General features: G+C 46.0%; 26 protein-coding genes and 1 tRNA gene. 21 read left to right on the forward strand and 6 right to left on the reverse strand.

Going from position 1 to position 24439, the window contains the following annotated elements:
- Window positions 1–146: 146 nt before the first annotated feature.
- Window positions 147–1049 (reverse strand): manganese catalase family protein, encoded by a 903-nt coding sequence (locus tag MHI01_RS28700; RefSeq protein ID WP_036614750.1) that lies wholly within the window; start codon window positions 1047–1049, stop codon window positions 147–149.
- A gap of 261 nt (window positions 1050–1310) precedes the next feature.
- Here MHI01_RS28700 and MHI01_RS28705 point away from each other — a divergent pair, with 261 nt between their 5' ends.
- The 4 genes from MHI01_RS28705 (at window position 1311) to MHI01_RS28720 (ending at window position 2676) form a co-directional block, all read left to right on the forward strand.
- The gene (locus MHI01_RS28705; protein WP_282320790.1) at window positions 1311–1619 is read left to right on the forward strand and encodes a hypothetical protein; all 309 of its coding nucleotides are present in this window, start codon (window positions 1311–1313) and stop codon (window positions 1617–1619) included.
- Between the two features lie 56 nt (window positions 1620–1675).
- Window positions 1676–1996: a DUF3889 domain-containing protein gene (locus MHI01_RS28710; protein WP_036614744.1), complete on the forward strand. Its 321-nt coding sequence runs from the start codon at window positions 1676–1678 to the stop codon at window positions 1994–1996.
- A 193-nt stretch (window positions 1997–2189) separates the two neighbouring features.
- Window positions 2190–2411 (forward strand): hypothetical protein, encoded by a 222-nt coding sequence (locus MHI01_RS28715; RefSeq protein ID WP_017687387.1) that lies wholly within the window; start codon window positions 2190–2192, stop codon window positions 2409–2411.
- Window positions 2395–2676, forward strand: coding sequence for a hypothetical protein (locus MHI01_RS28720; protein ID WP_282320791.1), 282 nt, complete (start codon window positions 2395–2397; stop codon window positions 2674–2676). Before MHI01_RS28715 ends, MHI01_RS28720 begins: the two co-directional genes overlap by 17 nt.
- Window positions 2677–3102: 426 nt before the next feature.
- On the opposite strand, the gene MHI01_RS28725 is transcribed toward MHI01_RS28720, so the two are convergent.
- The 3 genes from MHI01_RS28725 to MHI01_RS28735 all read right to left on the reverse strand — a co-directional run bounded on the left by MHI01_RS28725 (window position 3103) and on the right by MHI01_RS28735 (window position 4391).
- Complete coding sequence (locus tag MHI01_RS28725) at window positions 3103–3339, reverse strand: DUF3892 domain-containing protein (RefSeq protein ID WP_017687389.1); 237 nt, start codon at window positions 3337–3339, stop codon at window positions 3103–3105.
- A 112-nt stretch (window positions 3340–3451) separates the two neighbouring features.
- Complete coding sequence (locus tag MHI01_RS28730; RefSeq protein ID WP_036614958.1) at window positions 3452–3895, reverse strand: GNAT family N-acetyltransferase; 444 nt, start codon at window positions 3893–3895, stop codon at window positions 3452–3454.
- Between the two features lie 238 nt (window positions 3896–4133).
- Window positions 4134–4391: a hypothetical protein gene (locus MHI01_RS28735; protein ID WP_340984663.1), complete on the reverse strand. Its 258-nt coding sequence runs from the start codon at window positions 4389–4391 to the stop codon at window positions 4134–4136.
- Window positions 4392–4534: 143 nt separating this feature from the next.
- Between MHI01_RS28735 and MHI01_RS28740 the strand changes: the two genes are divergently transcribed.
- The 9 genes from MHI01_RS28740 (at window position 4535) to MHI01_RS28780 (ending at window position 11735) form a co-directional block, all read left to right on the forward strand.
- Window positions 4535–4607 (forward strand) — tRNA-Val (locus MHI01_RS28740).
- A gap of 188 nt (window positions 4608–4795) precedes the next feature.
- Window positions 4796–7006, forward strand: coding sequence for a M1 family metallopeptidase (locus MHI01_RS28745; RefSeq protein ID WP_340984664.1), 2211 nt, complete (start codon window positions 4796–4798; stop codon window positions 7004–7006).
- A gap of 182 nt (window positions 7007–7188) precedes the next feature.
- Window positions 7189–7461: a hypothetical protein gene (locus tag MHI01_RS28750; protein ID WP_127550825.1), complete on the forward strand. Its 273-nt coding sequence runs from the start codon at window positions 7189–7191 to the stop codon at window positions 7459–7461.
- Window positions 7448–8446: a hypothetical protein gene (locus tag MHI01_RS28755; protein WP_076328053.1), complete on the forward strand. Its 999-nt coding sequence runs from the start codon at window positions 7448–7450 to the stop codon at window positions 8444–8446. The genes MHI01_RS28750 and MHI01_RS28755 overlap by 14 nt, the downstream gene beginning before the upstream one ends.
- A gap of 2 nt (window positions 8447–8448) precedes the next feature.
- On the forward strand, window positions 8449–9135 hold the full coding sequence (locus tag MHI01_RS28760; RefSeq protein ID WP_127550829.1) for a hypothetical protein: 687 nt from the start codon (window positions 8449–8451) through the stop codon (window positions 9133–9135).
- A 414-nt stretch (window positions 9136–9549) separates the two neighbouring features.
- Window positions 9550–9969, forward strand: coding sequence for an organic hydroperoxide resistance protein (locus MHI01_RS28765; RefSeq protein ID WP_017687397.1), 420 nt, complete (start codon window positions 9550–9552; stop codon window positions 9967–9969).
- A gap of 142 nt (window positions 9970–10111) precedes the next feature.
- Window positions 10112–10291, forward strand: coding sequence for a hypothetical protein (locus MHI01_RS28770; RefSeq protein WP_017687398.1), 180 nt, complete (start codon window positions 10112–10114; stop codon window positions 10289–10291).
- Between the two features lie 474 nt (window positions 10292–10765).
- Entirely contained in the window at window positions 10766–11320 is a 555-nt protein-coding gene (locus MHI01_RS28775; RefSeq protein WP_036614723.1) for a copper amine oxidase, read from the forward strand.
- A gap of 97 nt (window positions 11321–11417) precedes the next feature.
- Window positions 11418–11735 (forward strand): DUF1292 domain-containing protein, encoded by a 318-nt coding sequence (locus MHI01_RS28780; protein ID WP_036614722.1) that lies wholly within the window; start codon window positions 11418–11420, stop codon window positions 11733–11735.
- Window positions 11736–11942: 207 nt separating this feature from the next.
- On the opposite strand, the gene MHI01_RS28785 is transcribed toward MHI01_RS28780, so the two are convergent.
- Entirely contained in the window at window positions 11943–13418 is a 1476-nt protein-coding gene (locus tag MHI01_RS28785) for an aminotransferase class I/II-fold pyridoxal phosphate-dependent enzyme (RefSeq protein WP_026080977.1), read from the reverse strand.
- A 176-nt stretch (window positions 13419–13594) separates the two neighbouring features.
- Here MHI01_RS28785 and MHI01_RS28790 point away from each other — a divergent pair, with 176 nt between their 5' ends.
- The 4 genes from MHI01_RS28790 to MHI01_RS28805 all read left to right on the forward strand — a co-directional run bounded on the left by MHI01_RS28790 (window position 13595) and on the right by MHI01_RS28805 (window position 18205).
- Window positions 13595–14887, forward strand: a complete 1293-nt coding sequence (locus MHI01_RS28790) for an MFS transporter (RefSeq protein ID WP_127550832.1) — start codon at window positions 13595–13597, stop codon at window positions 14885–14887.
- 253 nt (window positions 14888–15140) lie between these two features.
- Window positions 15141–15740: a hypothetical protein gene (locus tag MHI01_RS28795; protein ID WP_036614719.1), complete on the forward strand. Its 600-nt coding sequence runs from the start codon at window positions 15141–15143 to the stop codon at window positions 15738–15740.
- A gap of 172 nt (window positions 15741–15912) precedes the next feature.
- A complete protein-coding gene (gndA, locus tag MHI01_RS28800; RefSeq protein ID WP_282320797.1) occupies window positions 15913–17322 on the forward strand; it encodes an NADP-dependent phosphogluconate dehydrogenase in 1410 nt (469 codons plus the stop codon).
- Between the two features lie 373 nt (window positions 17323–17695).
- Complete coding sequence (locus tag MHI01_RS28805) at window positions 17696–18205, forward strand: shikimate kinase (RefSeq protein WP_255319713.1); 510 nt, start codon at window positions 17696–17698, stop codon at window positions 18203–18205.
- Between the two features lie 136 nt (window positions 18206–18341).
- Here the strand turns inward: MHI01_RS28805 and MHI01_RS28810 are convergent, their stop codons facing one another.
- Window positions 18342–18647: a rhodanese-like domain-containing protein gene (locus tag MHI01_RS28810; RefSeq protein WP_017687407.1), complete on the reverse strand. Its 306-nt coding sequence runs from the start codon at window positions 18645–18647 to the stop codon at window positions 18342–18344.
- A 105-nt stretch (window positions 18648–18752) separates the two neighbouring features.
- Between MHI01_RS28810 and aroA the strand changes: the two genes are divergently transcribed.
- The 4 genes from aroA to ptsP all read left to right on the forward strand — a co-directional run bounded on the left by aroA (window position 18753) and on the right by ptsP (window position 24376).
- The gene (aroA, locus tag MHI01_RS28815; protein WP_340984665.1) at window positions 18753–20048 is read left to right on the forward strand and encodes a 3-phosphoshikimate 1-carboxyvinyltransferase; all 1296 of its coding nucleotides are present in this window, start codon (window positions 18753–18755) and stop codon (window positions 20046–20048) included.
- Between the two features lie 59 nt (window positions 20049–20107).
- A complete protein-coding gene (locus MHI01_RS28820; RefSeq protein WP_127545397.1) occupies window positions 20108–20542 on the forward strand; it encodes a CoA-binding protein in 435 nt (144 codons plus the stop codon).
- Window positions 20543–20738: 196 nt separating this feature from the next.
- Window positions 20739–22619 (forward strand): glucose PTS transporter subunit IIA, encoded by a 1881-nt coding sequence (locus MHI01_RS28825; RefSeq protein ID WP_036674872.1) that lies wholly within the window; start codon window positions 20739–20741, stop codon window positions 22617–22619.
- A complete protein-coding gene (gene ptsP, locus MHI01_RS28830) occupies window positions 22616–24376 on the forward strand; it encodes a phosphoenolpyruvate--protein phosphotransferase (RefSeq protein WP_036674873.1) in 1761 nt (586 codons plus the stop codon). Before MHI01_RS28825 ends, ptsP begins: the two co-directional genes overlap by 4 nt.
- The last annotated feature ends 63 nt before the right edge of the window (window positions 24377–24439 follow it).

Below are 24439 nucleotides of genomic sequence, written 5' to 3' on the forward strand. Positions count from 1 at the left end.
TTTGCACCATAAAATTGTATCATAAATTTAGTATAACAAAGCCCTCCAATCCTCTCTGCATTAAGCAGCAGGGTTCGAGGGCTTCACTTAAACATAGAGTTAAAAAACCTATATATAGGGAAAGAACCTGTTAAACAAATTGTTCCTTAATCCGCAATATTCCCCGCCATTTTCAGACGACGTGCAATTTCCTTAAAGTCTTCTTGTGAGATGCCCGGTGCGAACTCTTCCTCGACCGCAGGGGCTTCTGGAATCGGGAATCCTTCAGGTATCCCTTGAATGACTTCAAGAGGTTGTCCATCTTCCGGGTGAGTTCCTTTCCAGATCTGGCCGATCGTATTGAAATCTTTATCACTATAGGTATACAGCTTAGTGTGTACCCCTTTTTCTTCATATTTGCGAGCCTCGTTGAAGGCTTTGTTGTTCAGTGAAGGGATAGGAACCAGCTTGGTCACATTTACGCCAGTTGCAATCTCAAGTGCTTTTGCATATGCGACAACATGCACGCCGCCACGTACCAGCAGGAAACCAACCACTTCCCGGGCTGCTGGGTGATCCGTCATCTCATATACTTTCATTTTATGGGTACGAGCGCCACATTCTAGGAAGAAGTTATGCAGCAGATCCTCGACCAGATTGCCACTGTTGAAGACGTTTGCTCCCGTCCATGGATTACCCATAGAGTCAAAAGGCATTGCGCCTTGTGCACCTGCCAGGTAGTGATACGACAGACGAGCATCTTTTACGGAACCTAGCGGTGTATCGTCGGGTTCTTTGTACTCGGTTGAACCTCTGAGGCACTTGTTAATACCATGAGACACGAGCTCAACATGACCCAATTCTTCGGCCGTAATACTCATGACGAGGTCATAGAAGGGCTTCAGCTTTTCTTTGGATCGAAAATTAAACGATTGATAGAGGTAGTTGTTCAACGTTGACATTTCTCCGAATTTGCCGCCGAGTAATTCTTGTATGGCTGCCGCAGCATTCGGATCTGGCTTCTCGACATTGGGAATCTCAATCAGGATTTCATCCAAGCGTTTGAACATTCGGGTGTAACCTCCTCATATTGGTATTGCAGATCGTGTAGGGTTTCAGATCGTGGAGTCACTCTGTCATGGCCTATTACACGTTTATTGGTTTTTTTAAACAAAAAATCAACCAAATGGGACTTAAGCATCGCATAACGCATGCCCCAACTCTTCTCCCATTTGTTATTTCCAATACGGTCAAATTTATGTATAATCAAACATTCAAACGAGTCTTCACGTACAAGAGAAGAGAGTCATGAATCCATAAAGGAGTAAGAGATGAACAAGCGTTGGATACAAATAGTTGGGATTGTGATGTTTCTAATGATTCAGATGTACATAAGCAGCCAGCCTGCCACAGCATATGACGTTACGAACGAGGTTCAGGTGGATGAACAAACGAGGCAGTTACTTGAAAAGAAATACGGGTTGGATCGTCCTGAGGAGCCGAAGACACAACAACACTTTTTCTCGGGTGACTGGGGAATGAGTTTCCGGACGGAGCCTCCTGATTCGTTTGACCGACTTGTTCATGTGGTTCCTTTTTCCCTACGGCCACTGGCCTGGATCTTTCGTTTATTCGTGTAAAATGAAACCCGGACGGGCAATATAACAGAAACATATTGTCTCAAGGAGTGAGTGAAATGAGAATGCTCATCGTTACCGTCATGTCGGTAGTTCTGAGTTTAGCCGGAATTACATCAGGCACAGGTGCCGCCATCCCTGATTATGCGAAGTGGGGAATTATTGCGGTCAAAGAAACACAGACCAAGTATAATGTGGATATTTTGGACTATAAGCATATCGGTCGCACCTCTCTAACAGCAGATCAATCACGGGAACAGTTCAAGCTATGGGTTCGTGCGAAAGACGGCAAACAATTCGCAGTCTATGTAAATGTTGATTTTAATCCATCTACACAGCAATTAAAGAAAGTACAATTTTCCGAATCGGATCGACACTGATCCGCTGGACTTGGTCATTACAAGCCATGTTTTCATATTAGCTATACTATGGGTTGAACCAGACTGCCTTAATCATTAAGGTGAAAGTCTGGTTTTTTTTATTTTACAAAATCCTTTTTTTACTATTGAATAAAGAACTTATGTTCGCATATAATATGAAATACAAACAAACGTTCTTATCGGAGGGATGATTATGCTAGGGAAATATATTGGCCAGATGGTGGAGCTTGTCTACATGGATCGTGCAGGGCAGATTACGCAGCGACAGATTCGAATTAACAGTGTACGTGGCGGGATGATTAGAGCATCAGCGGGAAAAGAAGGCTCGCCCCGAACATTTCTGGAGCAAGGTATTCTGGCATGGCGTCCTGTTACCGATCTGAATGGGGAGGTAAAGTATGCTGAACGACTTTGAACGCAAGATTTTGCGTATTATGGTGAACTATGCAGGACAACGGCGCAGGCTGCCGCGTATGGATGAACTCGAGAACAAGACGGGACGAAGCAGAGCTTACATTCATGAGTCATTGCTGGAGCTTGAACGCACCGGACACATCGCGTGGGAGAACCGGTCTACTCTGGAAGGGATACAGATTTTGCAGGCATGGGAACAGGTACAACAACCGATTCGTAAAAGCCAGCCTTCCGGGGACTCCGCAAAATATTTTACGGACTACTAGGGTGTGTTTTCAAACTTAAGCAAGCTATACGACGATGATGGATGTCAGCATCTAAACAGTCTGGGAGTCCAAGTTGGCTGATCCTGGCGAATGAGTAGATGATTTTCTGAGGAACACAGGACGTCTTATTTGGCCTTCCGCTCCTCTTTTTAGATTGTAAGGAACATCAGACACCTTATTTCCCCGTATCCCCTGACAAAAACGCTATAAAAGGCCAAAAATTCTGATATAACGTGTCTCAGATTCCTTAGATTTCTAAGGAGGGTTCAAATCCTTGAATAAGACGCCTCAGATTCGTTACCGCTCGTGGGCCTGAGTTCGGCTTTCAGTAGGTTTGAAGACACCCTCCAGTGAACATAAGAAAACGCCAACCCGGATATCCGGATCGGCGCTTACTGTGTCACATGTACGACATGTGCATCTATTTTAGAAATGGGGAAGTTGGTCCAGGTTGTTGGTTGGGTCACCGTCGGCATCTCCGCGAATGTACATTTCGCCATCCTTGCCTTTAAATACATTCACACCGGCAATAGCGCCAGCTTTTACTTCTGCAAGTGCCTGCTGATAATCCAGTACACGTCCTGCTGAAGTTTGAAAAGCTGTCAGGTCACCGTCACCATTTTTCTGTACGGCTGTGAAACTCTCGCGTGTCGTTTGATCCATGATGTCACACTCTCCTTATATGACGAGATAGGAATCTGTCTACCTGATTAGCCTATCCGATTTCCTCGGAAGTATGCATCATATGCTGATAAGAGCTGCCAACGTCGAGGTTTTACAAGCTCTTTCTCATACGAACATGCAGAATATCTGCATCATAAAAAGGTTCTTCCGAAATCACTTCATAACCCAGTTTTTCATAGAATTTCTGTGCCTGACACTGCGCATCCAGTACAGAATAGGATAAGCCGAGTTCACGTGCCAGCTCCTCCATCGCGAGCAGAAGCACACGTCCATAACCAAATGAACGATGAGATTCAAGCACTGCGATCCGCTGCATTTTGGCCGTATCCTTGCTGTAATAGATCAGACGTCCTGTGGCTACAGCTTGGCCATCCGTACTTAACAATACATGATGCACATCCGGACTGATGACATCATATTGATCAATCTCAATCTCGGCAGGCACCTGTTGCTCGATAACAAATACGTGATGGCGAATTCCCAGGGCTTGCTCCAGTTGTTCTTCTGTTGATACATAACTAATCTCAGCTGCCAATTCCATTCCTTCTTTCTGCTCTTGCGCGACATATCAGACTGAATTATACAAAAAAATGTTTTTCCTGTATAGTGAAGTCTGGAACATATTGGGAGAGGAGGGGGTAGTGATGGGCATGACAGGCATCATGATAATTACATTGCTAATGTCGGCGGGAATGATTACTCTGTTGTATTATGTTACGAAGAAAGCATACTCACGCAAGTGGGATGAAGATGAGTAATTCACCTGTTAACCTTCACGGCAAGACTTCACTGCTTCCTCGTGGAGAATACACATCTTGAATTACAGATTTGGAGTATACGTCCAGCCAGACCGGCAGAGACTCACCATTTTCATTGGGCTGTTGTAATTGTTGGAATTGTACCGTATGTTCATCCTTCTCCAAGCCGCAACCCGTAACGTTTGTACTGAGAATCACAAGCCCAGCAAAGAGAAAGAAGCATTTGGTAAATGTATATTTATTGGATTTTGACCGTTTTGTTAAGTTTCTCATAGGGAATTCACCTCGTGTTGAAATGGTAATCTTTCCTTTATTGTGCACCATTTCGGGTGAATTATAACCAAATAAATCATTGACAATGAACACGGTTACTTGATATGATACTGTTACTTGATTGGGAAACAATTATATATCATGATCTGTTAGCTCAGCTGGGAGAGCACTATCTTGACAGGGTAGGGGTCAGTGGTTCGAGCCCACTACAGATCATACATGAGAAGCCTTACATTGTAAGGCTTCTTTTCTTTTTTTACATACAGACATGAATGCGATTTGCGATAGTTTCAGTTTCTCTTCCTCTTTTTAAACAAAACTTAAATAAAACATAAATTCAGCGTAAGGTTCGTCTTCTATACTTGGTCATGAGGTCAACATAGAACAGGAGAAGGAGAGAACTTATGAATTATTCAAGTCCATTTACATCAAAGTTAGCCAGAGTAGGGATCGCGGGTACACTGGCTTTAATACTGGCAGCAAGCCCACTTGCCAACATGGGGGTTGTTGCCGCGGAAGCAGGCCCAGCACCTGTATCTATGAAGATATATAACACACAGAAAGACTCTCTAGAGCAGACGCCGATTCAATACCAGATTCAGGCTCGATTAAATGAGAAGGAAATGACGATCCAGGGGAGCGAGGAGGTAACGTATCGCAACACAAGCAAGGATGCACTCCAGCAGCTGGTCCTTCATACATATGCTGACGCAAACCTCTCCAAGTCTACACAGGCGAGCATGTACCAACAGCATAATGAGAAGATTAGTGAAGATCACCCGGAGAAGACAGCGGAGGACTTTCTGGGTGGCATCGATATTCAGGCTGTAACAGCAAATAGCCAATCGCTGGATTTCCATAAGGAAAACCAGGCGTTGACCGTGCAATTGAAGAAGCCCGTTCAACCAGGGGAATCGGTATCATTCCAACTGGAGTTTCAGTTGAATATACCCTATGGCTCACAGCGAGTTTCCTACTACAAGGACATGATCAATGGTGCACACTGGTTCCCGGTGATGTCTGTATACGACGAGGTTGAGCATCAATGGAACAAGGCACCGTATAGTCGAACATTTGAGAGTGATTATTACACCTCATCGGACTTTGAAGTTCAATTCAATGTTCCCGATGAGTATCAGGTAGCTATGCCGGGTACGATCACTACTCAAAACAGTACAGAACATGGTCGTAAAGTTGTTTCTGCTGTGGCCGAGAACACAAGGGAGTTTGTATTCTTTGCTAGCCCAAACCTTCAAGTGGAGAGTGTTACTCGTAACGGTCTGACGGTGGAATACTATTATTACAACGATGATCCATCCAAGAAAAAGATAGTTGACCGCTACATTAATCAGGCATTCAAGGTCATCGATTTCTATAGTGAGAAATATGGCAAGTATCCCTATCCAGAGTTCCGAATTGTCGAGACGTATGTACAAGGCGTTGCCGTGGAGTATGCCAGGCTCATTCAGATGGGACAGATTCAAAATGGTGCGGTTCCAGAAGAAGACACAACATTTGTTCATGAAATAGCGCATCAGTGGTTCCATGCATTGATCGGTAATAACTCGGAGACAGAATCCTTTCTGGATGAAGGCTTTGCTGATTTCTCCATGATGTATTTTGCCGAGAAACAGGGAGACAAGCTAAATGGGTTCAGATCCATACAGTTTGATACTGCGCCCGTAGATATGGCGATTGCGTCAACAAACGATGAAGCTGGGGATTTGGCAAGTTTGGTATATTATCAGAAGGGGCGACAAGCGATCTATCAGCTTTACCGTTCCGTCGGTGAAGAGAAATTTGACGAGTTGATGAGGACATATTTCAAACGCTACGTGTACCAAAATGCAACGGTAGAGGGGCTGCTTCAAACCATTGAAGATGTGCTTGGTAAAGAAATACGTTCAGAAATGCAGATGGCCCTATATCAGCCTGATTTTGTCTTAAAGCCGGAATACCAACTATCACAAGAAGAGACCGCCGCCTATGTGCATGATGTCTTACAAGTGCAATATCAGGCTGTCATGGGTATGGTTCCTAATCTGCCTTATGAAGTGATGAATCGATTGATGTACAAAGCCCTTCAAGGCGAGGAATTAACCATTGTGCTCAGCGATCAGGTGAGTAAGCTTGCAACTAAACAGCAGGAAGATATGGTTAATCAGTTGACCGGATTCCTTGATATGACTGGTATGAAATACGACATTATAAGGGATCGCAAGGAACTGAAGCAAAAGATGAAAAAAGAGATCGGCAACAGCAACCTTATTGTCATTGGCAATGCCAAGTCAAACGGATTGGTGCAGGCTTTAAAATTCAACATTATTGATCGAACGAAACAGACGGGTTTTCCTTGGAAAAATACCATGAATCAACCTCTCGCCGCTGGTGCATATGTTATCAAACATCCCTATAACCAGAATCGATTGATGCTTCATTATTTCTGGAATGAGGATCATCTGAGTGATGTGGCATTTGAAGCTTTTAAGCTGAAAATACAGGAGTCTACCGGATTCACTAACGACTTTTATCAGTACTATGTATTGGATAACCAAGGCAAGGAGCAATCCAATAAAAAAGTTACGAATCCCATATCTTCACTTTTTGCGGAGTAATAAGTAATTGGTTTTGCAGTCTCTTCGTTCAAACAGGTTAGCCAATTTGTATTGGTTAACCTGTTTATGTTTTATATGAAAACCAGTCTTAGAATAATAGGCTGCAAGATGGGCATAATGCTTTAACACAAAGGCAACTTCATGAATATACTTATCGGGAGAAAACAATAGGAGGGATTAATATGAAGGATCAACATTATCCGGGCGTACCAATGAAAGGGACAGTTGCTGATTACAACTGTAAAGGAAATAAAGGAATGAACAAAATGAAAGCGTATTCATATAATGCTAGAATTTGTCCTATCATTTGTATTACTCAGGAGCCGACTGCGAATGAGGGTAATGTTGTTGATTATTCAATCCTATTAAAGGACACTTCGGATATTTTATATTCGCGACCGGTAAATGGTAATACCCTGCTCACGAAGGAGTTGAGTTCCCATGTCTATGACTGAAAATATTGCTCAGACAGCACTCGACGCAGCGATGAAGGCAAACAGGGCCGTTGCGCCTTATGATTATTGTGATGCAGAAACCAGACGGATGTACACGCCTCAATTTGATAAAAAAATGGACAATCCTATGTATACCGCTGCAATGGCGGGTCTTCAATCGATCTATTGGTTTCGGGCGATCAAGGTGAAGGGGCTTATCCCTGATGCAAAAGCAGATTATTATGCTACGTATTCTACCAACCATAATCACATCGGAGGAATTGGACTAGCCTACTCGAACAGCCCGACAGGACCATGGACCAAACACGGACAGGTGTATCTCGATACTGTGGTTGGGAATTCGACGGAAACTCCATTTGTGATCTGGAACGATGAAGAACAATTGTTCTTTATGTATTATCAACAAAACGGACTGGGAATCAATCAATCAACGGCACTTGCGACCTCTGTAGACATGATCAACTGGACAAGAGTGGGTTTGATTTTGGACAAACCTCCCGGGTTCCCAGGTGATGGTCATACCGGATATTTTTCGTGTTTCAGAAATGGTGGCAAATGGATCGGTTTCTCAGTGATGGGCGGTGGGGACTTTGGTCGTAAATGTATCTGGCATTCACATGACGGACGTAGCTGGTTAGCTGATCCAAGACCATTAATGGGTGGGAATGATGCCACTTTAAGTGCAGGAGAGAACATTTCGAGACCCAATGCTGGTGTATTTATGTACAAAGGGAGCATGTGGTGGCTGGGTATGTTATCAGCTTATGCTTCCGGTGGGGTTACGACGGTAGCTCGGCCTGCCATTGCCAAGATCAGCGCAGACTTTCGTCAACTGCTGGACAAACCTACAGATATATATTTTCCGGCATTGACTTGGGAGACGACCAACATGCAGTCCTTGATGGTGTCCGTTATGGACGGTGTAGTGTACGTGTATTACAATACCGATCATAATATCGGTGTAGCCTATTCGGTGGGGGTGTAGAGATGGTTATACGTGATGCAACGGGTCAGATCGTGCCCTTTGGAAAGGTTCACAAACAGCTTGTGGCCGATTTTCTTTACGGAACGTTACCGGATTGGGTGGAGGTGGTGGGCACCCCTACGTTTGAGCCTTTGCCCGACAGAGGGACCATTACCGTTACAACTCCGACAACGGCAGGAGCCACGGCAGAGTTAAAAATGAAACATCTGATTGACAGCTCGAAAGTAACCGCAATTGCAATCACTTTGGAAGCGCTACAATTAAACGGGAACATTGGAATCTCAGTTCAGGTTGGCATTAAATCGAAGGATAGCAAGGCCGGAATCACTTTTTTTCAAAACGTAAATCAGAAATATGGTATGGTCCGTGCCTATAAAGCAGATGGAACGTACACGGATTTTAATCAAAACATGGTGTTCTTCACCACACATGGCGTAGCAGGAGATGAAGCACAGAACCGTAAGAATCTCACTGTGTTGCTCTGTACCGGATTACAGTTCTCAGCTGGGTTCGAGAGACCGTCCGTATGGCTTGGTGCAGATGATCAATATGGCGGTGTTGCTGCTGACCTTAGCGGTGGGTTGTTCCAACATGGAGAACTGCAATGTCTGTTGAAACTGACTACAAGTAAGGCTGAGGCCAAGTATTTCAAATGTGCACAGATGAAAGTGGATATCTGGAGTAATTAATCAAACAGGGAAGACGTATGAAGATGAACAAGGTGCATGATTTGAATTGGAATGAGGACGAGGATAAATAGATTATCTGTATGGATCGGTAAAAAGATATACGTGCAGTAATTTGGTATTTAAACACGGACGCTTTGAAAATGAAGTGCAGTGTTTGGGTACCATTTTTATTTAGAGAATAAAGTCAGGCCAAGTTTGGTGGATACAGCGAACAACTCAGAAAGTGCACTGACTTTAGGTTTGGGCTTGTCCGGGGTTAGAAATGAATTATTCTCCAAACGTGTTTTAAACTATATTTTTTTATAATAACTATTTACATACACAATTTAATTGTGTACAATGTAATTGTCGGTGATACAAATGAGATCAAAATTTAGTCAAAATAAATCTAATCAACTAAAGGAGTTTTCACAAATGAAAACATTATATGAAACAACAGTAATCAATACAGGTGGACGTCAAGGCATCGTACAATCCCCAGATAACGTGTTTATGTTGGATGTTGCTGCACCGCCTGAACTCGGAGGACAAGTGACGACAGCTACCAATCCGGAGCAGTTGTTTGCAGCAGGGTATAGTGCTTGTTTTAACTCCGCACTGGAGTTTCAATTGAAGAAACACAAAGTTGAGATTGAAAGAAGTACGGTAGCTGCAACCGTAATGTTGGTGACGGACTCTGAGGATAACGGCGTGAAGCTTCAAGTAGATTTGGAAGTTAAAATCCTTGGTCTAGATGAAGAAACAGCACAGAAGTTTGTGAAACTTGCCCATGACTACTGCCCATATTCCAAAGGAATCAAAGGGAACGTGAATGTTAACGTGGAACTGGCGTAATCACTGATACTATTTGTTGATAAGAAGCCTCCGAGAAATCGGAGGTTTTTTGGTGTTTTATGCATAAAAATCAATTTCGCACTCAATTGTGGGTTATAATGGTAGTAAGTTTACACAAAACTGCTGAAAGGGGAATGTACTTATGATGGATTTTAGCAAACCACCCCATGGCTCTGAGACCGATACCCACCGTCAGCGTCATCAGGAGAATGAACAGAAATACCTGTCCGGAGGCAAGAGCATTTGGTATGAAATCAGCAACTGGCTCATTCTCGGAGGTATCCTTCTTGTCATATTTTTATTATTTAAATACGTTTTCTAAATAGACACACAACCGGGCGAATCCCCATATGATGCATTACATTAGTAAGCACTTGGGGAAATGGGGAATCCGGGATGGCAAAGGCAAAAGGTAAGAAAGCTCCCGCATTAAAGAGTGATAAAATACGTGTATCCATGAAGTTGGTCACATCGGATGTATGCGAGAGATGTAAGACACCATGTACACGAGGTATGGATTACGCTGCACGTATGAGAATTGAAGGGGCTTTAGGCAAGGGCGTTCCCTGTATATTGACCCGCCATACTTCTTCATAACTCTTCGTATAATCCCGTATATATAACAATTATAGATCAGGGGCATCCTTTAATGAGGATCGCCTCTTTTTGTGCGTTCCAAGGGGTGGAAAAAATTCTGGATAAAAAATGAAAAATGATGAAAAACAGCGCAACTTTGTGGATGAATCTGCAGTATAAATGTACAACAGCTAGCAGCAGGGGAGGGAATATTGACGGGATGAAATGGAAACGAATATTGCTTTGTGTCACGGTATTCTCCTTGCTCGGCGGGTCTCTATTGTTTGCAGATTCGGTGAACGAGAAGATTCGTGTTCTCATTAACGGCAAGGAAGCAGCTGATGGAGGTTATCTCATTGATGGAACGACCTATGTACCTGTCAGGGAAGCCGGAGGCGTCGTCAAATGGGACAGCAGTAACAAGAGAGTAACGGTGATCAAACCGAATGTACATATTTTTCTCTTCAAGGGAGACACTGTATTTGGCAACGTTAACGTAGGTAAGCTGAAATTCAATGTATTTTCACAAGTGGACAGTCTGACAGCAGATGTAGCTGCGGTGAAAGTAACGATTACCAATCCAAGCGGTCAGGTGAAGGATATCCAGTCACAGGAGCTTACGACCCAGAAGGATAACTTCTGGTTCCGCACATATGATTTTACGTATGATTTCAGTCGTGCCGGCAAGTATCAGGTCGGCTTTCATATTAAAGAAAATGCAAATAGCAGCTACGTCCTGGTAGCGGAGAAAATCATTACAGCGCTGAACGATTGAAGCAAAAATAACCCTGTGAGTTAAATTGACCTGTGTCATTGAACATGTTACGATATGCAAGGTTACACAATTTCTATTTATAAAGCGAGGTATTTCAATGAGCGATCACACACATGAACACGGCGATGGCTGCGGATGCGGGCAAGACCACGACCACGACCACGAGCATGAAGAAGTCCTTCTCACATTAACAGACGAGAACGGCCAAGACGTGGAGATGGTTTTGGTGGAGACGTTTGACGTGGAGAAGCATGTTTATGCGCTCCTGCTGGAACGTAACAATCCTGAAGCTGACGGCATCATCCTGCGTATGGAAGAAGAAGACGAGGAAATGGTGCTCTACAATATTGAAGACGAAGAAGAGTGGAACCGCGTTGAAGCGGCTTACAACGAACTCGTTGCATCACAAGAATAGTCATTCTTTTGGAACATAACATGAAGGCTCCTTGATCTCAGGGGGCCTTTTGTTTGTTTTTCAAGAGGTATACGAGCATTTACACCACCGGTTTGAACGACGAAATAGACGGGAAAATGCAAACTCGCTTGTCCCATAAAATAAAAAAGGACCAAGCTAGGGCTTGGTCCTTTAAGTTTATCCCCTGCACAGCGCAAGGAGGTTGTTTTAGAAAATGGCATCGGCTTCCACGATCACTTTAACGTTGGTTACGCTGCGATCTTCGGGTCCTTTGACGGGTAATCCAACTTCGACATGATCGATGATGTAGTCGATATTTTCCTGGGTAATAACCTCACCCGGTAACAGGATCGGGATTCCTGGCGGATAGACATAGATGAATTCCGAGATAATACGTCCTGCGGATTCCTTAAACGGAATCACTTCGGTATCACCGTAGAATGCATCACGTGGAGTCAGCATCAACTGTGGAATATCCGGAACTTTTACGACCAGTTCATGGGCCGGGTTCACTTGATAATAGGTACGGGAGAGATCCTGCAAAGCGTTCAGCAAGATATCCACACTATTATCCGTATCTCCTGGCGTAATGAGACACAGAATATTGTACATATCACTAAGTTCAACCTCAATGTTGTAATGTTCACGTAGCCAGTTCTCTGTCTCATACCCTGTAATACCCAGATGGCGAACATGGATCGTTACTTTGGTTGGATCATAGTTGAAGGTCGCTTCTGTACCCAACAGCTCTCTACCGAAGCAATACAGGCCATCCATATCGTTAATCGAACGTCTGGCAAACTCAGCTAGTTCAATCGCCTTCTGTGCAATCTCACGACCGTGGAGTGCCAGGTTACGTCTTGATGTATCGAGTGAAGCAAGCAAAATGTATGAAGTTGATGTTGAGGTGAGCAGACTCAGGATCGTCTGTACACGCTGTGGATTCACGAACCCATTCTTTGTGTTCAGGTTGAGTACGGAACTCTGTGTCATGGAGCCACCAAGCTTGTGGACACTGGTTGCAGCCATATCGGCACCTGCTGCCATCGCAGACAACGGCAGATCCTCATGGAAATGAATGAGTACGCCATGTGCTTCATCAACAAGTACAGGAACTTGGTAGCTGTGTGCCAGCTCAACAATCTCTTTAAGATCGGTAACCACGCCGTAATAGGTCGGGTTAATTACAAGCAATGCCTTGGCATCTGGATGACGCTCAAGTGCGCGACGGATAGACTGTGTAGTTACTCCATGGTCAATGCCCAGATTGGCATCTTGTGAAGGAGAAACAAATACGGGTTTGGCGCCTGAGAAAATAATCGCGGACAGAACCGATTTATGCACATTACGGGGCACAATAATTTTGTCACCCGGTGAGCATACAGACAGAATCATGGTCATAATGGCACTGCTTGTGCCTTGTACACTAAAATAGGTATAATCGGCTCCGAAGGCATCTGCTGCCAAAATCTGTGCTTCCTGAATGACACCGGTTGGCTGATGCAAGTCATCCAACGGTGCGATGTTAATCAAATCTATGGAGAAGGCATTATCGCCAATAAATTCACGGAATTCGGTATCCGCTCCCAATCCTTTTTTATGGCCCGGAATATGAAACTGTACCGGATTGAGTGCCGCATGATTTTTTAAAGCGGTAAACAGCGGCGTACGGTGGTGATTCATCAGTGCTGTCACAACCCTTCCTAATAAAATTGGTAAACAAAGATGAGTATAGCAAATTAAGAACCGAATGCAACAGTATAATCGACAATTTTTTGAATTGCCGAGATTTGGACACATTCCCCACGGTTACACTAAGGATAGGGAATAGGCAAATGAACGCCGAAAGGGGAAAAAGAATGCAAACCGATACAAAACCAGCCAAAATTTTGCGATCACCATTTTTTATCGCGATGTGGCTGACACTTTTTCTAGTTGAAATTATCAAAGGGGCTCTGTTGGTAGCTGTTTTGCCCGTGTATATGGACAATATTCTGGGTCTGTCCGCAGGCGTTATTGGTGTGGCATTTGCTCTTCAATATTTGGGAGATAATCTGTTCCGGGCGCCTTCCGGCTGGGCAGCAGAACGGATCGGGTTCCGCACAACGATGGTTACAGCATTAATCTGTACCTTAATCGCTGTTATTATGATCCTTTTTCTCAAAAGTGCCGTTGGACTGGCCATGGCCTGTCTGATTCTTGGCATTGGTACGTCACCACTCTGGCCTTGCGCCATGACAGGCGTGACGGCGATGTCAGGCCCACAGAACAAGAATGGTACAGCAATGGGGGCGCTGGAGATGGCTGCTCTCGGCGGAACTGGGCTTGGACCTATAGGCATGAACTGGCTACTGGAGCGCACGCATCATGATTATCGCACCATATTCCTCGTGCTGATGGGTTGTGCCATTCTCGTTATTCTGGTGGCCATGATTCTTCCTGGACGTGTCATTGTTGAAGGAGAGCATGCCGAGCAAGTAGCGAAGAATAGTGATGTGAAATATCCAGCCAAACCAAATCTGCTCACGCCGTTCATCCGGCTGCAAAAGAGTGTGAAGGACACACTGCAACGGGTACGCAGCACACTTAATGTTAATCCACTGGTGTATCCTGCCCTGTTTATGCAGTCGTTTGTCATCGGGCTGCTCAGTCCAGTAATCACGCTATATACACGCACAGATCTGCACATCTCGCCGAACCTTTATAGTTTATTGCTGATTGCGGGTGGTGGAATAACCGTTATTGCCTTACTGCCTGTTGGTAAAATGGTAGACAGGTTTGGCACCAAGCCGTTCCTGAACGTTGGTTTTTTGATGGCGGCGGCAAGTCTGTTTGCATTCTCCTCCATAACATCCATTCCGGTGGTGTTTGGTGTTGTGATGCTGGTGGGCATCAGTTATGCCATGATTTTGCCCGCCTGGAATGCTTTTGTAGCCACGCTGATTCCCAAAGGAGAGCGGGGAGCGATCTGGGGATTCTTCCTTACATTGCAGGGATCAGGCATGGTTGTAGGACCTATTGTTTCTGGACTGCTGTGGGACCACGTGAGCCATCCGGCTCCATTCATCGGCAGTGCCATCGTCATGGCAGGACTTGCCGTTGTGCACTTTGTGTTATCCCGCAATCCGTTTCGCACCGCTCCGGCCAAATAAGCAAAAGAAAAGGGAGTTCCACCAACCGTCTTGGTTGTGGGGCTCCCTTTTTCGCGTCCAATATATCACGATAATCGGGGGCTTGCCCCTGTGCGTCTGCGGAAAGCTGCAATCCGGCGGTCCTTTCGGTGAAAAATAGTCAAATAACCAAGTACCCTTACATAAAATGAAGTATAAAATAGGGTAAGCCGATTGAGTAGAAGCGATTGAAGACGAGGGCCGGAGTTGATCCGGTACAGATGGAGGGAGTGCCGTGAATAAGAGTTATGAAGTTGAATATTGCAATCTGGAGCTGCGGTTCAACCGTCGGCATATCCAAAATTTGATCAGAGACCTTATTCGTGAGGGATATTCACTATATTGGAGCGAGGACGAATCCTTTTTTATCCTGTCAGTCCGGACCGGCCGCAAGCTGGTAAAGCTCCGCTTTCAACAGACACGCACGGGGAACTACAAGATGACTGGAGATTATATCATTAAGGATGCAAAACTTGCAGAGTGGCTGGAGAAGCTGATTGGGGATACACGCGGGCATGCGGTTGTGAAGCGATTTAAGGATCAACAGATGACCGTGGAGAACATTTTATTCGGTGAAGTCATTCGGCTCGTGGAAGTGTCTGGGTTCAAACAGCGTGTCATTTTTCAAAAGGAACCTGCGCCGACGGCGGAAGAGATGGAAGAAATGTTCCTCTCGCGTGAAGGCGAGGAAAGGCTCATGTTGTTGCGCATGGAAGTAGACGATGAACTGGAGCGCCTCTACACGGCCATGCAGATGGATAATATCGAAAAAGCAAATGCTTGCCGTCAAGTCTTAAAACAGTTGTCTGGACATCTGTTAATGTTGGAAGGATGACAAGATAAGGCCGTATTTATGAAAATACGATGAACACCTCAGCAGATTGGGGTGTTTTCTCGTTGCGTAGCTGTGCCACGGGGTTCACTTCTATACATAAAACCGTTAAAATGGGAGTATTGTTGAGAATTTATTTCAATAAAATTAATTGGAGCAAAGGATGGAGGACCAGATGACAAAACAACAAATTGGCGTAATTGGCCTGGCTGTCATGGGCAAAAATTTGGCCCTTAACATTGAAAGCAAAGGTTTCTCAGTATCGGTATTTAACCGTTCCCCGGAGAAAACCAATGATCTTCTGAAAGAAGCTGAAGGTAAAAACCTGACAGGCTCATTCTCCATTGAAGAGTTCGTAGCATCCCTGGAATCCCCGCGCAAAATTTTGATCATGGTACAAGCTGGTAAAGCGACCGACGCTACCATTGAACAACTGCTTCCTCACCTGGATGAGGGCGACATCATCATTGATGGAGGGAACGCATACTTCCCTGACACGCAACGTCGCAGCAAAGAGTTGGAAGACAAAGGCATTCGTTTCATCGGTACAGGTGTATCCGGTGGTGAAGAAGGCGCACTGAAAGGCCCTTCCATCATGCCAGGTGGACAGGAAAGTGCTTATAAACTGGTTGAACCGATCCTGACGGCAATCTCGGCCAAAGTCGGTGACGATCCATGTTGTACATATATTGGACCAGACGGTGCCGGACACTATGTGAAAATGGTGCATAACGGTATCGAGTACGGAGATATGCAGTTGATTGGTGAAGCGTACCATTTGCTCAAATCCGTATTGAACGTTTCCGTTGAAGAGCTGCATGCGATCTTTACGGAATGGAATCAAGGAGAGCTGGATAGCTACCTGATCGAAATCACGGCAGATATCTTCTCTAAATACGATCCGGAAACCGGCAAACCAATGGTTGACGTTATTCTGGACGCGGCTGGACAAAAAGGAACAGGTAAATGGACAAGCCAAAGTGCGCTGGATCTCGGCGTTCCATTGTCCATGATTACAGAATCCGTATTCTCCCGTTTCCTGTCTGCCATGAAGGACGAGCGTGTAGCAGCTAGCAAAATCCTGAATGGACCAGCGACTGAAGCGTTCTCCGGCGACAAAAAAGCGTTCATCGAGAGCGTGCGTAAAGCCCTCTTTGCAAGTAAAATCGTATCCTACGCACAAGGATTTGCACAAATGCGTGCAGCTTCCGATGAGTATGGCTGGGATCTGAAATACGGCAACATTGCCATGATCTTCCGCGGTGGTTGCATCATCCGTTCGCAGTTCCTGCAAAACATCAAAGAAGCTTATGATAAAGACGCAGCACTGAAAAACCTGCTCTTGGATCCTTACTTCCAAAACATCGTTGAGTCTTATCAAGGCGCATGGCGTGATGTTGTAGCGGCTGCTGTAAAACAAGGTGTTCCAGTACCTGGCTTCTCCAGCGCTCTTTCTTACTACGACAGCTACCGTACAGAGCGTCTGCCAGCAAACTTGCTGCAAGCTCAACGTGACTACTTCGGTGCTCACACGTTCAAACGTGTGGACAAAGAAGGCAGCTTCCACCACAACTGGATGGAGTAGTACCACATATACAAGTCTATTAGATTTGGCCAAAGCGCCTTTAATCAGGAGCTATGGCCTGCTAAGGGGCTCAAAAGAGGTTTGGCGTTCCGGTGATTGCCGGTTAACGCTGGACCTCTTTTTTTACTGTAAATAAACTCATTGGAGTTCGTTAGGTTGTTGGATGATTACTGATTGAGACGTTTGGGGCTCAAAACTGCTTGAGGTTGATCTGACGTAGGCTTAGATGCTGGGAGTTACTTAATCTGTCTTGGAAGTACTTGCGGATGGTCGAAAGGAAGTCAGTGAGGAGATGGTCTTTCCCAGTCCGCAGGGCTGTGTTATGATAGGACAAAAGTGCTCACGAATTGCTTTAATTAAAGGAGTGTACACCTTGAGCAAGTCTAACAATATTATTCTCATTGGTATGATGGGAACCGGCAAATCAACCGTCGCTGACATGCTTGCACGCGAGCTTGGTTATCGATTGATTGATGTGGACACCGCGGTGGAAAAAGAGGAAGGCTGTACGATTCCGGAACTGTTCACTGGCAAGGGAGAGACGTATTTCCGTGATGCCGAGAGCCGCATGTTATGCTCGGTGCTGGAGAAAAAGTCACAGGTCATAGCGACCGGAGGTGGCGTGGTGCTGCGTTCGGATAATTGTGACGTAATGTCGAAGAATGGTTGGGTTGTTGCCCTGACTGCTGACCCGGCAGTGATTGTAGAACGTGTTAGCGGCTGTGACAATCGTCCGCTTCTTGCAGGCAATGCAGAGGAACGCATCAAGACGATTATGGAAGAACGGAAAGACGCATATCGGTTCGCACATTATACGGTGGATACAACGGAGTTATCCGCTGCTGAAGTGACTCGTTTAATTTTAGCGCATTACCGCGTCTAAGCTTGTTATCATGGAAGTTTAATAGTTGATAGGTGGTGGCAGATATAACAAAACGGGCCATATTGGCCCGTTTCTAGGAGTGGAACAGAGCAGAAGTCACAAGGTTACAAATGACTTCGCTTCGCTCCGGGTTTCTCTAGTCTTCCTGTTGCCACTGAAGCATACCGCCGACCATGTTTGTACAGCCTTCATATCCCAGTTGCTGCAGATATTCACATGCACGCTCACTGCGGTAACCGCTACGACAGATGATCACGATCTCGCCTGATTTCTCAATCTCAGACAGTCGATCCGGAATCTGCCCAAGCGGAATATGCTTGGCTCCTTCGATCATGCCTTGCGCGACTTCATCGTCCTCGCGGACGTCTATCATCTGCAGCTTCTCTCCAGCCTGTAAACGGCGGCGCAGCTCAGACGTTTCAATTTCAGCTATTTGTGTCATATTCAGGTCCTCTTTTCTGTATGGACTTAACGCTATAATGATACCCAAGCGATGCACGGAATGTCAATTTGGCCACAATATAATCAATGAAGGAGAATTTCATCCATGGACGTTATTGTTAAACCAACCCCCACTCTGAACGGGGAAATCGGGGCTCTGTCCTCCAAAAACTACACGACTCGCTATTTGCTGGCTGCTGCGCTGGCAGAAGGCACAAGTACTATTCATTTCCCGGCACACAGTGAAGACAGTGACGCCATGCGCAGATGTATTCGCTATCTGGGGGCAGTACTTGAAGAAGACGACAGCAAGATTGTGATCCAGGGTTTTGGCAGTCATCCCCGTGATGTGCGTGAATTGAATGTAGGGAATGCGGGTGCTGTACTTCGTTTCCTGATGGGTGTTACAGCGCTCTGCCCTGACGTTACATTTGTGAATACGTACCCGGATTCGCTGGGCAAACGCCCCCATGATGACCTGATCGATGCGCTTGGTCAATTGGGTGTAGATGTACAGCATGAACAAGGACGCCTGCCGATTACAATCAAGGGTGGCAATGCCAAGGGTGGACACATTCGTGTATCCGGCTCCGTCAGCTCCCAATATCTGAGTGCGTTGTTGTTTGTAACTCCGTTGCTTGCAGAAGACAGCACCATTGAAGTACTGAATGACCTGAAGTCCAAGGTCGTTATCGGACAGACCCTGGAAGTGCTGGAGCAGGCAGGTATCGTTATCCATGCAAGTGATGATTATATGTCCTTCCGTGTACCAGGTGGACAGGCTTACCAACCAACGACCTACACAGTTCAAGGGGATTATCCCGGCTCAGCAGCGGTTCTTGCCGCAGCAGCGGTTACACAGTCTGATGTGAAAATTCTGCGCCTGATGGAGCAGAGCAAACAGGGTGAACGTGCCATCGTTGACGTGCTGCGCATGATGGAAGTGCCATTGACACATGAGAACGATGTTGTACATGTTCAAGGTAATGGCAGACTGAAAGCGATCGAATTCGACGGGGATGCCGCGACGGACGCCGTTTTGGCTATGGTAGCCGCAGCTGTGTTTGCGGAAGGCACGTCACGGTTCTATAATGTAGAGAACCTGCGTTACAAGGAATGTGACCGAATCACCGATTATTTGAACGAACTGCGGAAGGCAGGAGCGAACGTTGAAGAGCGTCAAGCTGAGATTATCGTACATGGACGTCCAGAAGGCGTTGAAGGCGGCGTTGAGATTAACGCTCACTACGATCATCGCGTAATTATGGCGCTCACTGTCGTTGGTCTGCGTTCCAAGGAACCGCTTCGTATTCGGGATGCACACCATGTAGCCAAGTCTTATCCGCAATATTTCGATCATTTGCAGGCGCTTGGCGCCTCGGTTCAATGGGTAAAAGAGTAAATAAACGAAAACCTATTTTTTGAACACGCACTTTAATCAGAAAAGGATGGTGCTTGAACATGGAATTTAACAACCCTACTCGTGAAGAAATTGGACAACTTTTGCGCAATGCAGGCAACATCGCAGTCGTCGGCTTATCAGACAAATCAGATCGCACTTCCTATATGGTGGCAGAAGCCATGCAGAGCAGAGGTTATCGCATCATCCCGGTTAATCCACAGGTGCAAGGTGAAATCCTTGGCGAGACGGTCTATGCCACACTCGCGGATATTCCAGAGCCGGTAGACATTGTCAATGTGTTTCGTCGCGAAGAGTTTTGCGCGGATGTCGCTCGTGACGCCGCTGCCATCAAAGCAAATGTGCTGTGGCTGCAGCTTGGCATCCATAGTGATGAAGCGGTCCAGATTGCTGCAGAGAACGGCATGACAGCGGTAACGAATCGTTGTATCAAGGTAGAGGATTCCATCGTTCTGCGCGGCGCTGGACGCGGCTGAGAGGCTCGTTCACCTGTGATCGGATGATCTCCTGATCTGTCCCAATTGAATGATTATAGGATGAATCCCGTTAACTTGAAGTTGACGGGATTTTTTCTGTTCTATTTTTGCCGTATTAATTACCAATTGGTTACTGTTTTGCTTTGACAAAACGTTGCGTAAAGCTTACCATCTAGGATAGAAAGGAGAGGTCGCCATGAATTGGCTCGGATCCTTGCAGCAGCTCGGACGAGCGGTAATGCTGCCTACAATGGTCCTGCCCGCCGCCGCAATTTTGCTCAGTGTTGGCAGTCTGCCTTGGGACGCCTGGGGATTGGATATTGTCGGTGAAGTGTCTACCGTGGCCGGACACGGTATTTTTTATTTCTTACCGTATCTGTTCGCTGTCGGTGTAGCACTGGGACTCTCCAACCAGGCCGGGCAAGCGGGACTTGCTGCTCTGGCTGGTATCGTGATATATGATCAGGTGACTCGGAACTTCGGGGATGGCACCGTTCAGCCCGCTTCCTTAATCGGAATCATACTCGGCGCGCTTGCCGGTGGGATGCATAATCGGTTTAAAAGCATTAAACTGCCTGAAATTTTACAATTTTTTGGAGGTTCAAGGTTTGTTTTGCTCATTGTCGGACTCTGTTCGGCATTGTTCTCCTGTTTTATGTTATGGCTCGCTCCGATCCTACAGCATGGATTGAACGGCATTGCTACCTGGGAATACAGTCTCGGGGGTTTTGGACTATTCATCTACGGAGTGTTATACAGGGTGCTGGTTGCTTTTGGGCTTCATCACCTGCTTAACAATGTGTTTTGGTTCCAGTTAGGGACGTTTGAAACGCCTGATGGTAACATTGTGCAAGGGGATTTGCCCCGATTTTTTGCAGGTGATCCAACAGCAGGATTCTTTATGGCGGGTTTGTTTCCCATCATGATGTTTGCCATTCCGGCAATAGCCTTTGCTATTATTCAGGAAGCCAGGGAAGATCTGAAACCAAAAATCAAGAAAACTTTTCTGACATCGGCACTCGTTTGTTTTCTAACCGGGGTATCGGAACAGATTGAGTTTGCTTTTTTGTTCGCAGCACCATATCTGTTCATCGTGCATGCAGTGATGTCCGGCGTTGCCATGTGGATTAGTTACTGGCTTGATATCCGGCATGGATTTTCTTACTCTGCAGGTATTATTGATTACATACTCAATTTCCATCTATCGGAGAATGCTTGGAAGCTCATTCCGATTGGCATACTATATGGGCTGGTTTACTACTTTCTGTTCCGATGGGCGATTCGTACGTTCAAGATCCCAACACCAGGACGTGAAGAGGGCTCCATGCTGGAAGATTGGGTAGGTAACATTCCTTATCAGGCACCTTTAATCCTCGAAGCATTGGGCGGGAAGAGTAACATTGTACAGGTTGAAGCATGTATTACACGTCTTCGTCTGACTGTGCATGATGACCGCCTGATTGACACGGGTGCCATGAAGAGTATGGGGTCCGCTGGACTGATTAAGCTGGGTGGCGGTAATGTACAGGTGGTATTCGGGACTTACTCGGAATTGATTCGGGAAGAAATCGCGAAGCTGCTGGAAAGAGATCTGCAACAGGTTCTGTTCTGTGCCCCCGTTCAGGGTAAAATGCTCCCGATTGAAGAGGTGCCGGATCAGATCTTTGCAGCCAAGCTTGTCGGTGATGGTGTAGCCTTTGTTCCGGAAAAGGGAGAGTTGGTCTCACCCGTATACGGAACGATTATGCACTTGTACCCGACCATGCATGCCTTGGGTATATCTACCCGTGAGGGGCTTGAAGTGTTACTGCATATCGGCATCGATACCTCTCAGTTGAAAGGCCATTTTGAAGCTTTTGTTCAGGAGGGCGATACGGTGGAGCCGGGGCAGTTGTTGATCAAGTTTGATCTGGCAGTACTCCGCGAGCAAGCGGCGTCACTAACAACACCAATGGTAATTACGAATCCAGATCGTGTAAAATCATGGAGTTTTGCTCCATTTAAGCAAGTTAAGAAAGGTCAGGCATCCGTTATGTCCGTGGTGCTCTATGACAGGAACGTTGGAGGGGTAGAATGAAGATACAAGGCATCAACGGAGCTGCAGGCATAGCCATCGGCAAAGCATTTGTCCTGCCCAGTTGGGAATGGGATCTGCCGGATCAGAAGATGGATTCGGTGGATCTCGCCCAAGAGTTCGAACGGCTGTATGAGGGCATACGGACATCAAAGGATGAGATCGAATATATCAAAAATGAGTTCAAGGAAGTTGTTGGTCCAGAGGAGTCCAGTATCTTTGATGCACATCTGGCAATCCTCGAAGATCCGGTATTCATGAACGAAATTCGCGGTATTATTGAGCGTCAATATAAGGCAGCAGAAGTGGCGGTCAAAGAAGCCATTGACCACTTTGTCACGATGTTTGACTTGCTGGAAGACGAGTATATGAAAGAGCGGGCCATTGATATCAAGGATGTGGGTAACCGTCTGCTCAAGCATTTGCTCGGTGCACCGGAGATTACACTTCCTTCGGATACCCAGCCGTATGTACTCGTTGCCAAAGAACTGTCGCCATCTCAACTGGCGCATCTGAATCCCACCCATGTATTAGGCATTGTGACCTTGATTGGTGGGAAAACATCACATTCCGCGATTATGGCTCGTGCCCTTGGCATTCCTCTCGTTTCCGGTCTGGAAGCGAGTCTTGGCATGCCGGTAGAGACAGGGGATATGCTTGTGGTGGATGGTGACAATGGCTTGGTATTTACAGACCCGGATCGCAAGACAATTGAACGGTATACCATGCTTCGCAGCAAACAACTGAAGAAAAAGGAACAACTTCAAGTCCTTGCTACCGTGGATGCCGTAACCAAAGATGGGGCCGTTTTGCACTTGGCTTCCAATATCAGTTCGGTGAAGGAATTGGACCTTGCTTTGAAACAAGGAGCCAAAGGTGTGGGCTTGTTCCGAACAGAGTTTTTGTATATGGACCGTGCTACGTTCCCGGGTGAGCAAGAACAGTATGAGGTGTACCGTCTTGTGGCAGAGAAAACAGCAGGACAATCCGTTGTTATTCGTACACTGGATATCGGTGGTGACAAGCAACTCGATTACTTTGAATTGCCGGAGGAAGACAATCCGTTTCTGGGTTACCGTGCCATTCGGATTAGTCTCGACCGCAAGGATCTGTTCAAAACACAGCTTACAGCCATTCTGCGTGCCAGCGCGGCCGGAAATGTCAAAATTATGTACCCTATGATCTCTTCGGTGGAAGAACTTCAACAGGCCAATGAGATTCTTCGTGAGGCGATGTCCGATCTGGACGAGCGGGGATTATCATACGACCCTCACATTCAGGTGGGAATTATGATCGAAGTTCCTGCAGCGGTGATGATTGCTGATCTGCTCGCAGAGGAAGCTGATTTCTTCAGTATTGGTACGAACGACCTGGTTCAATATGTACTGGCAGTAGATCGAATGAATGAGCAGATTGCTCATATGTATCACCCCTATCATCCGGCTGTTCTGCGGATGCTTCGTGCGACAGCAGATGCGGCTCATACGGCTGGAATTGATGTCAGTGTGTGCGGAGAGATGGCAGGGGACGAACGTGCCATTCCGCTTTGGTTGGAGCTTGGCATTCGCCACTTGAGTATGTCTCCACAATCCTTGTTACGTGTGAAGCACAGAGTGCTGAACACAACAGCATCGACCGCCAAAGAAGAAGCGCGAAAGTGCTTCGCCTTACGGACCAGCGGAGATATTGAGGAGCGACTACAAGTCTTTAATGACTCCACGGGAAGTCCAGATGAACAAAGTGGTTCGAACGCATCGTAATTAGGGAAACTGGATATAAATACCTTTAAGTTAATATATTTACATTTGTGATAATTATTTATT

The sequence above is a fragment of the Paenibacillus sp. FSL M7-0656 genome, assembly GCF_038003225.1.
Classification (GTDB): Bacteria; Bacillota; Bacilli; order Paenibacillales; family Paenibacillaceae; genus Paenibacillus; species Paenibacillus amylolyticus.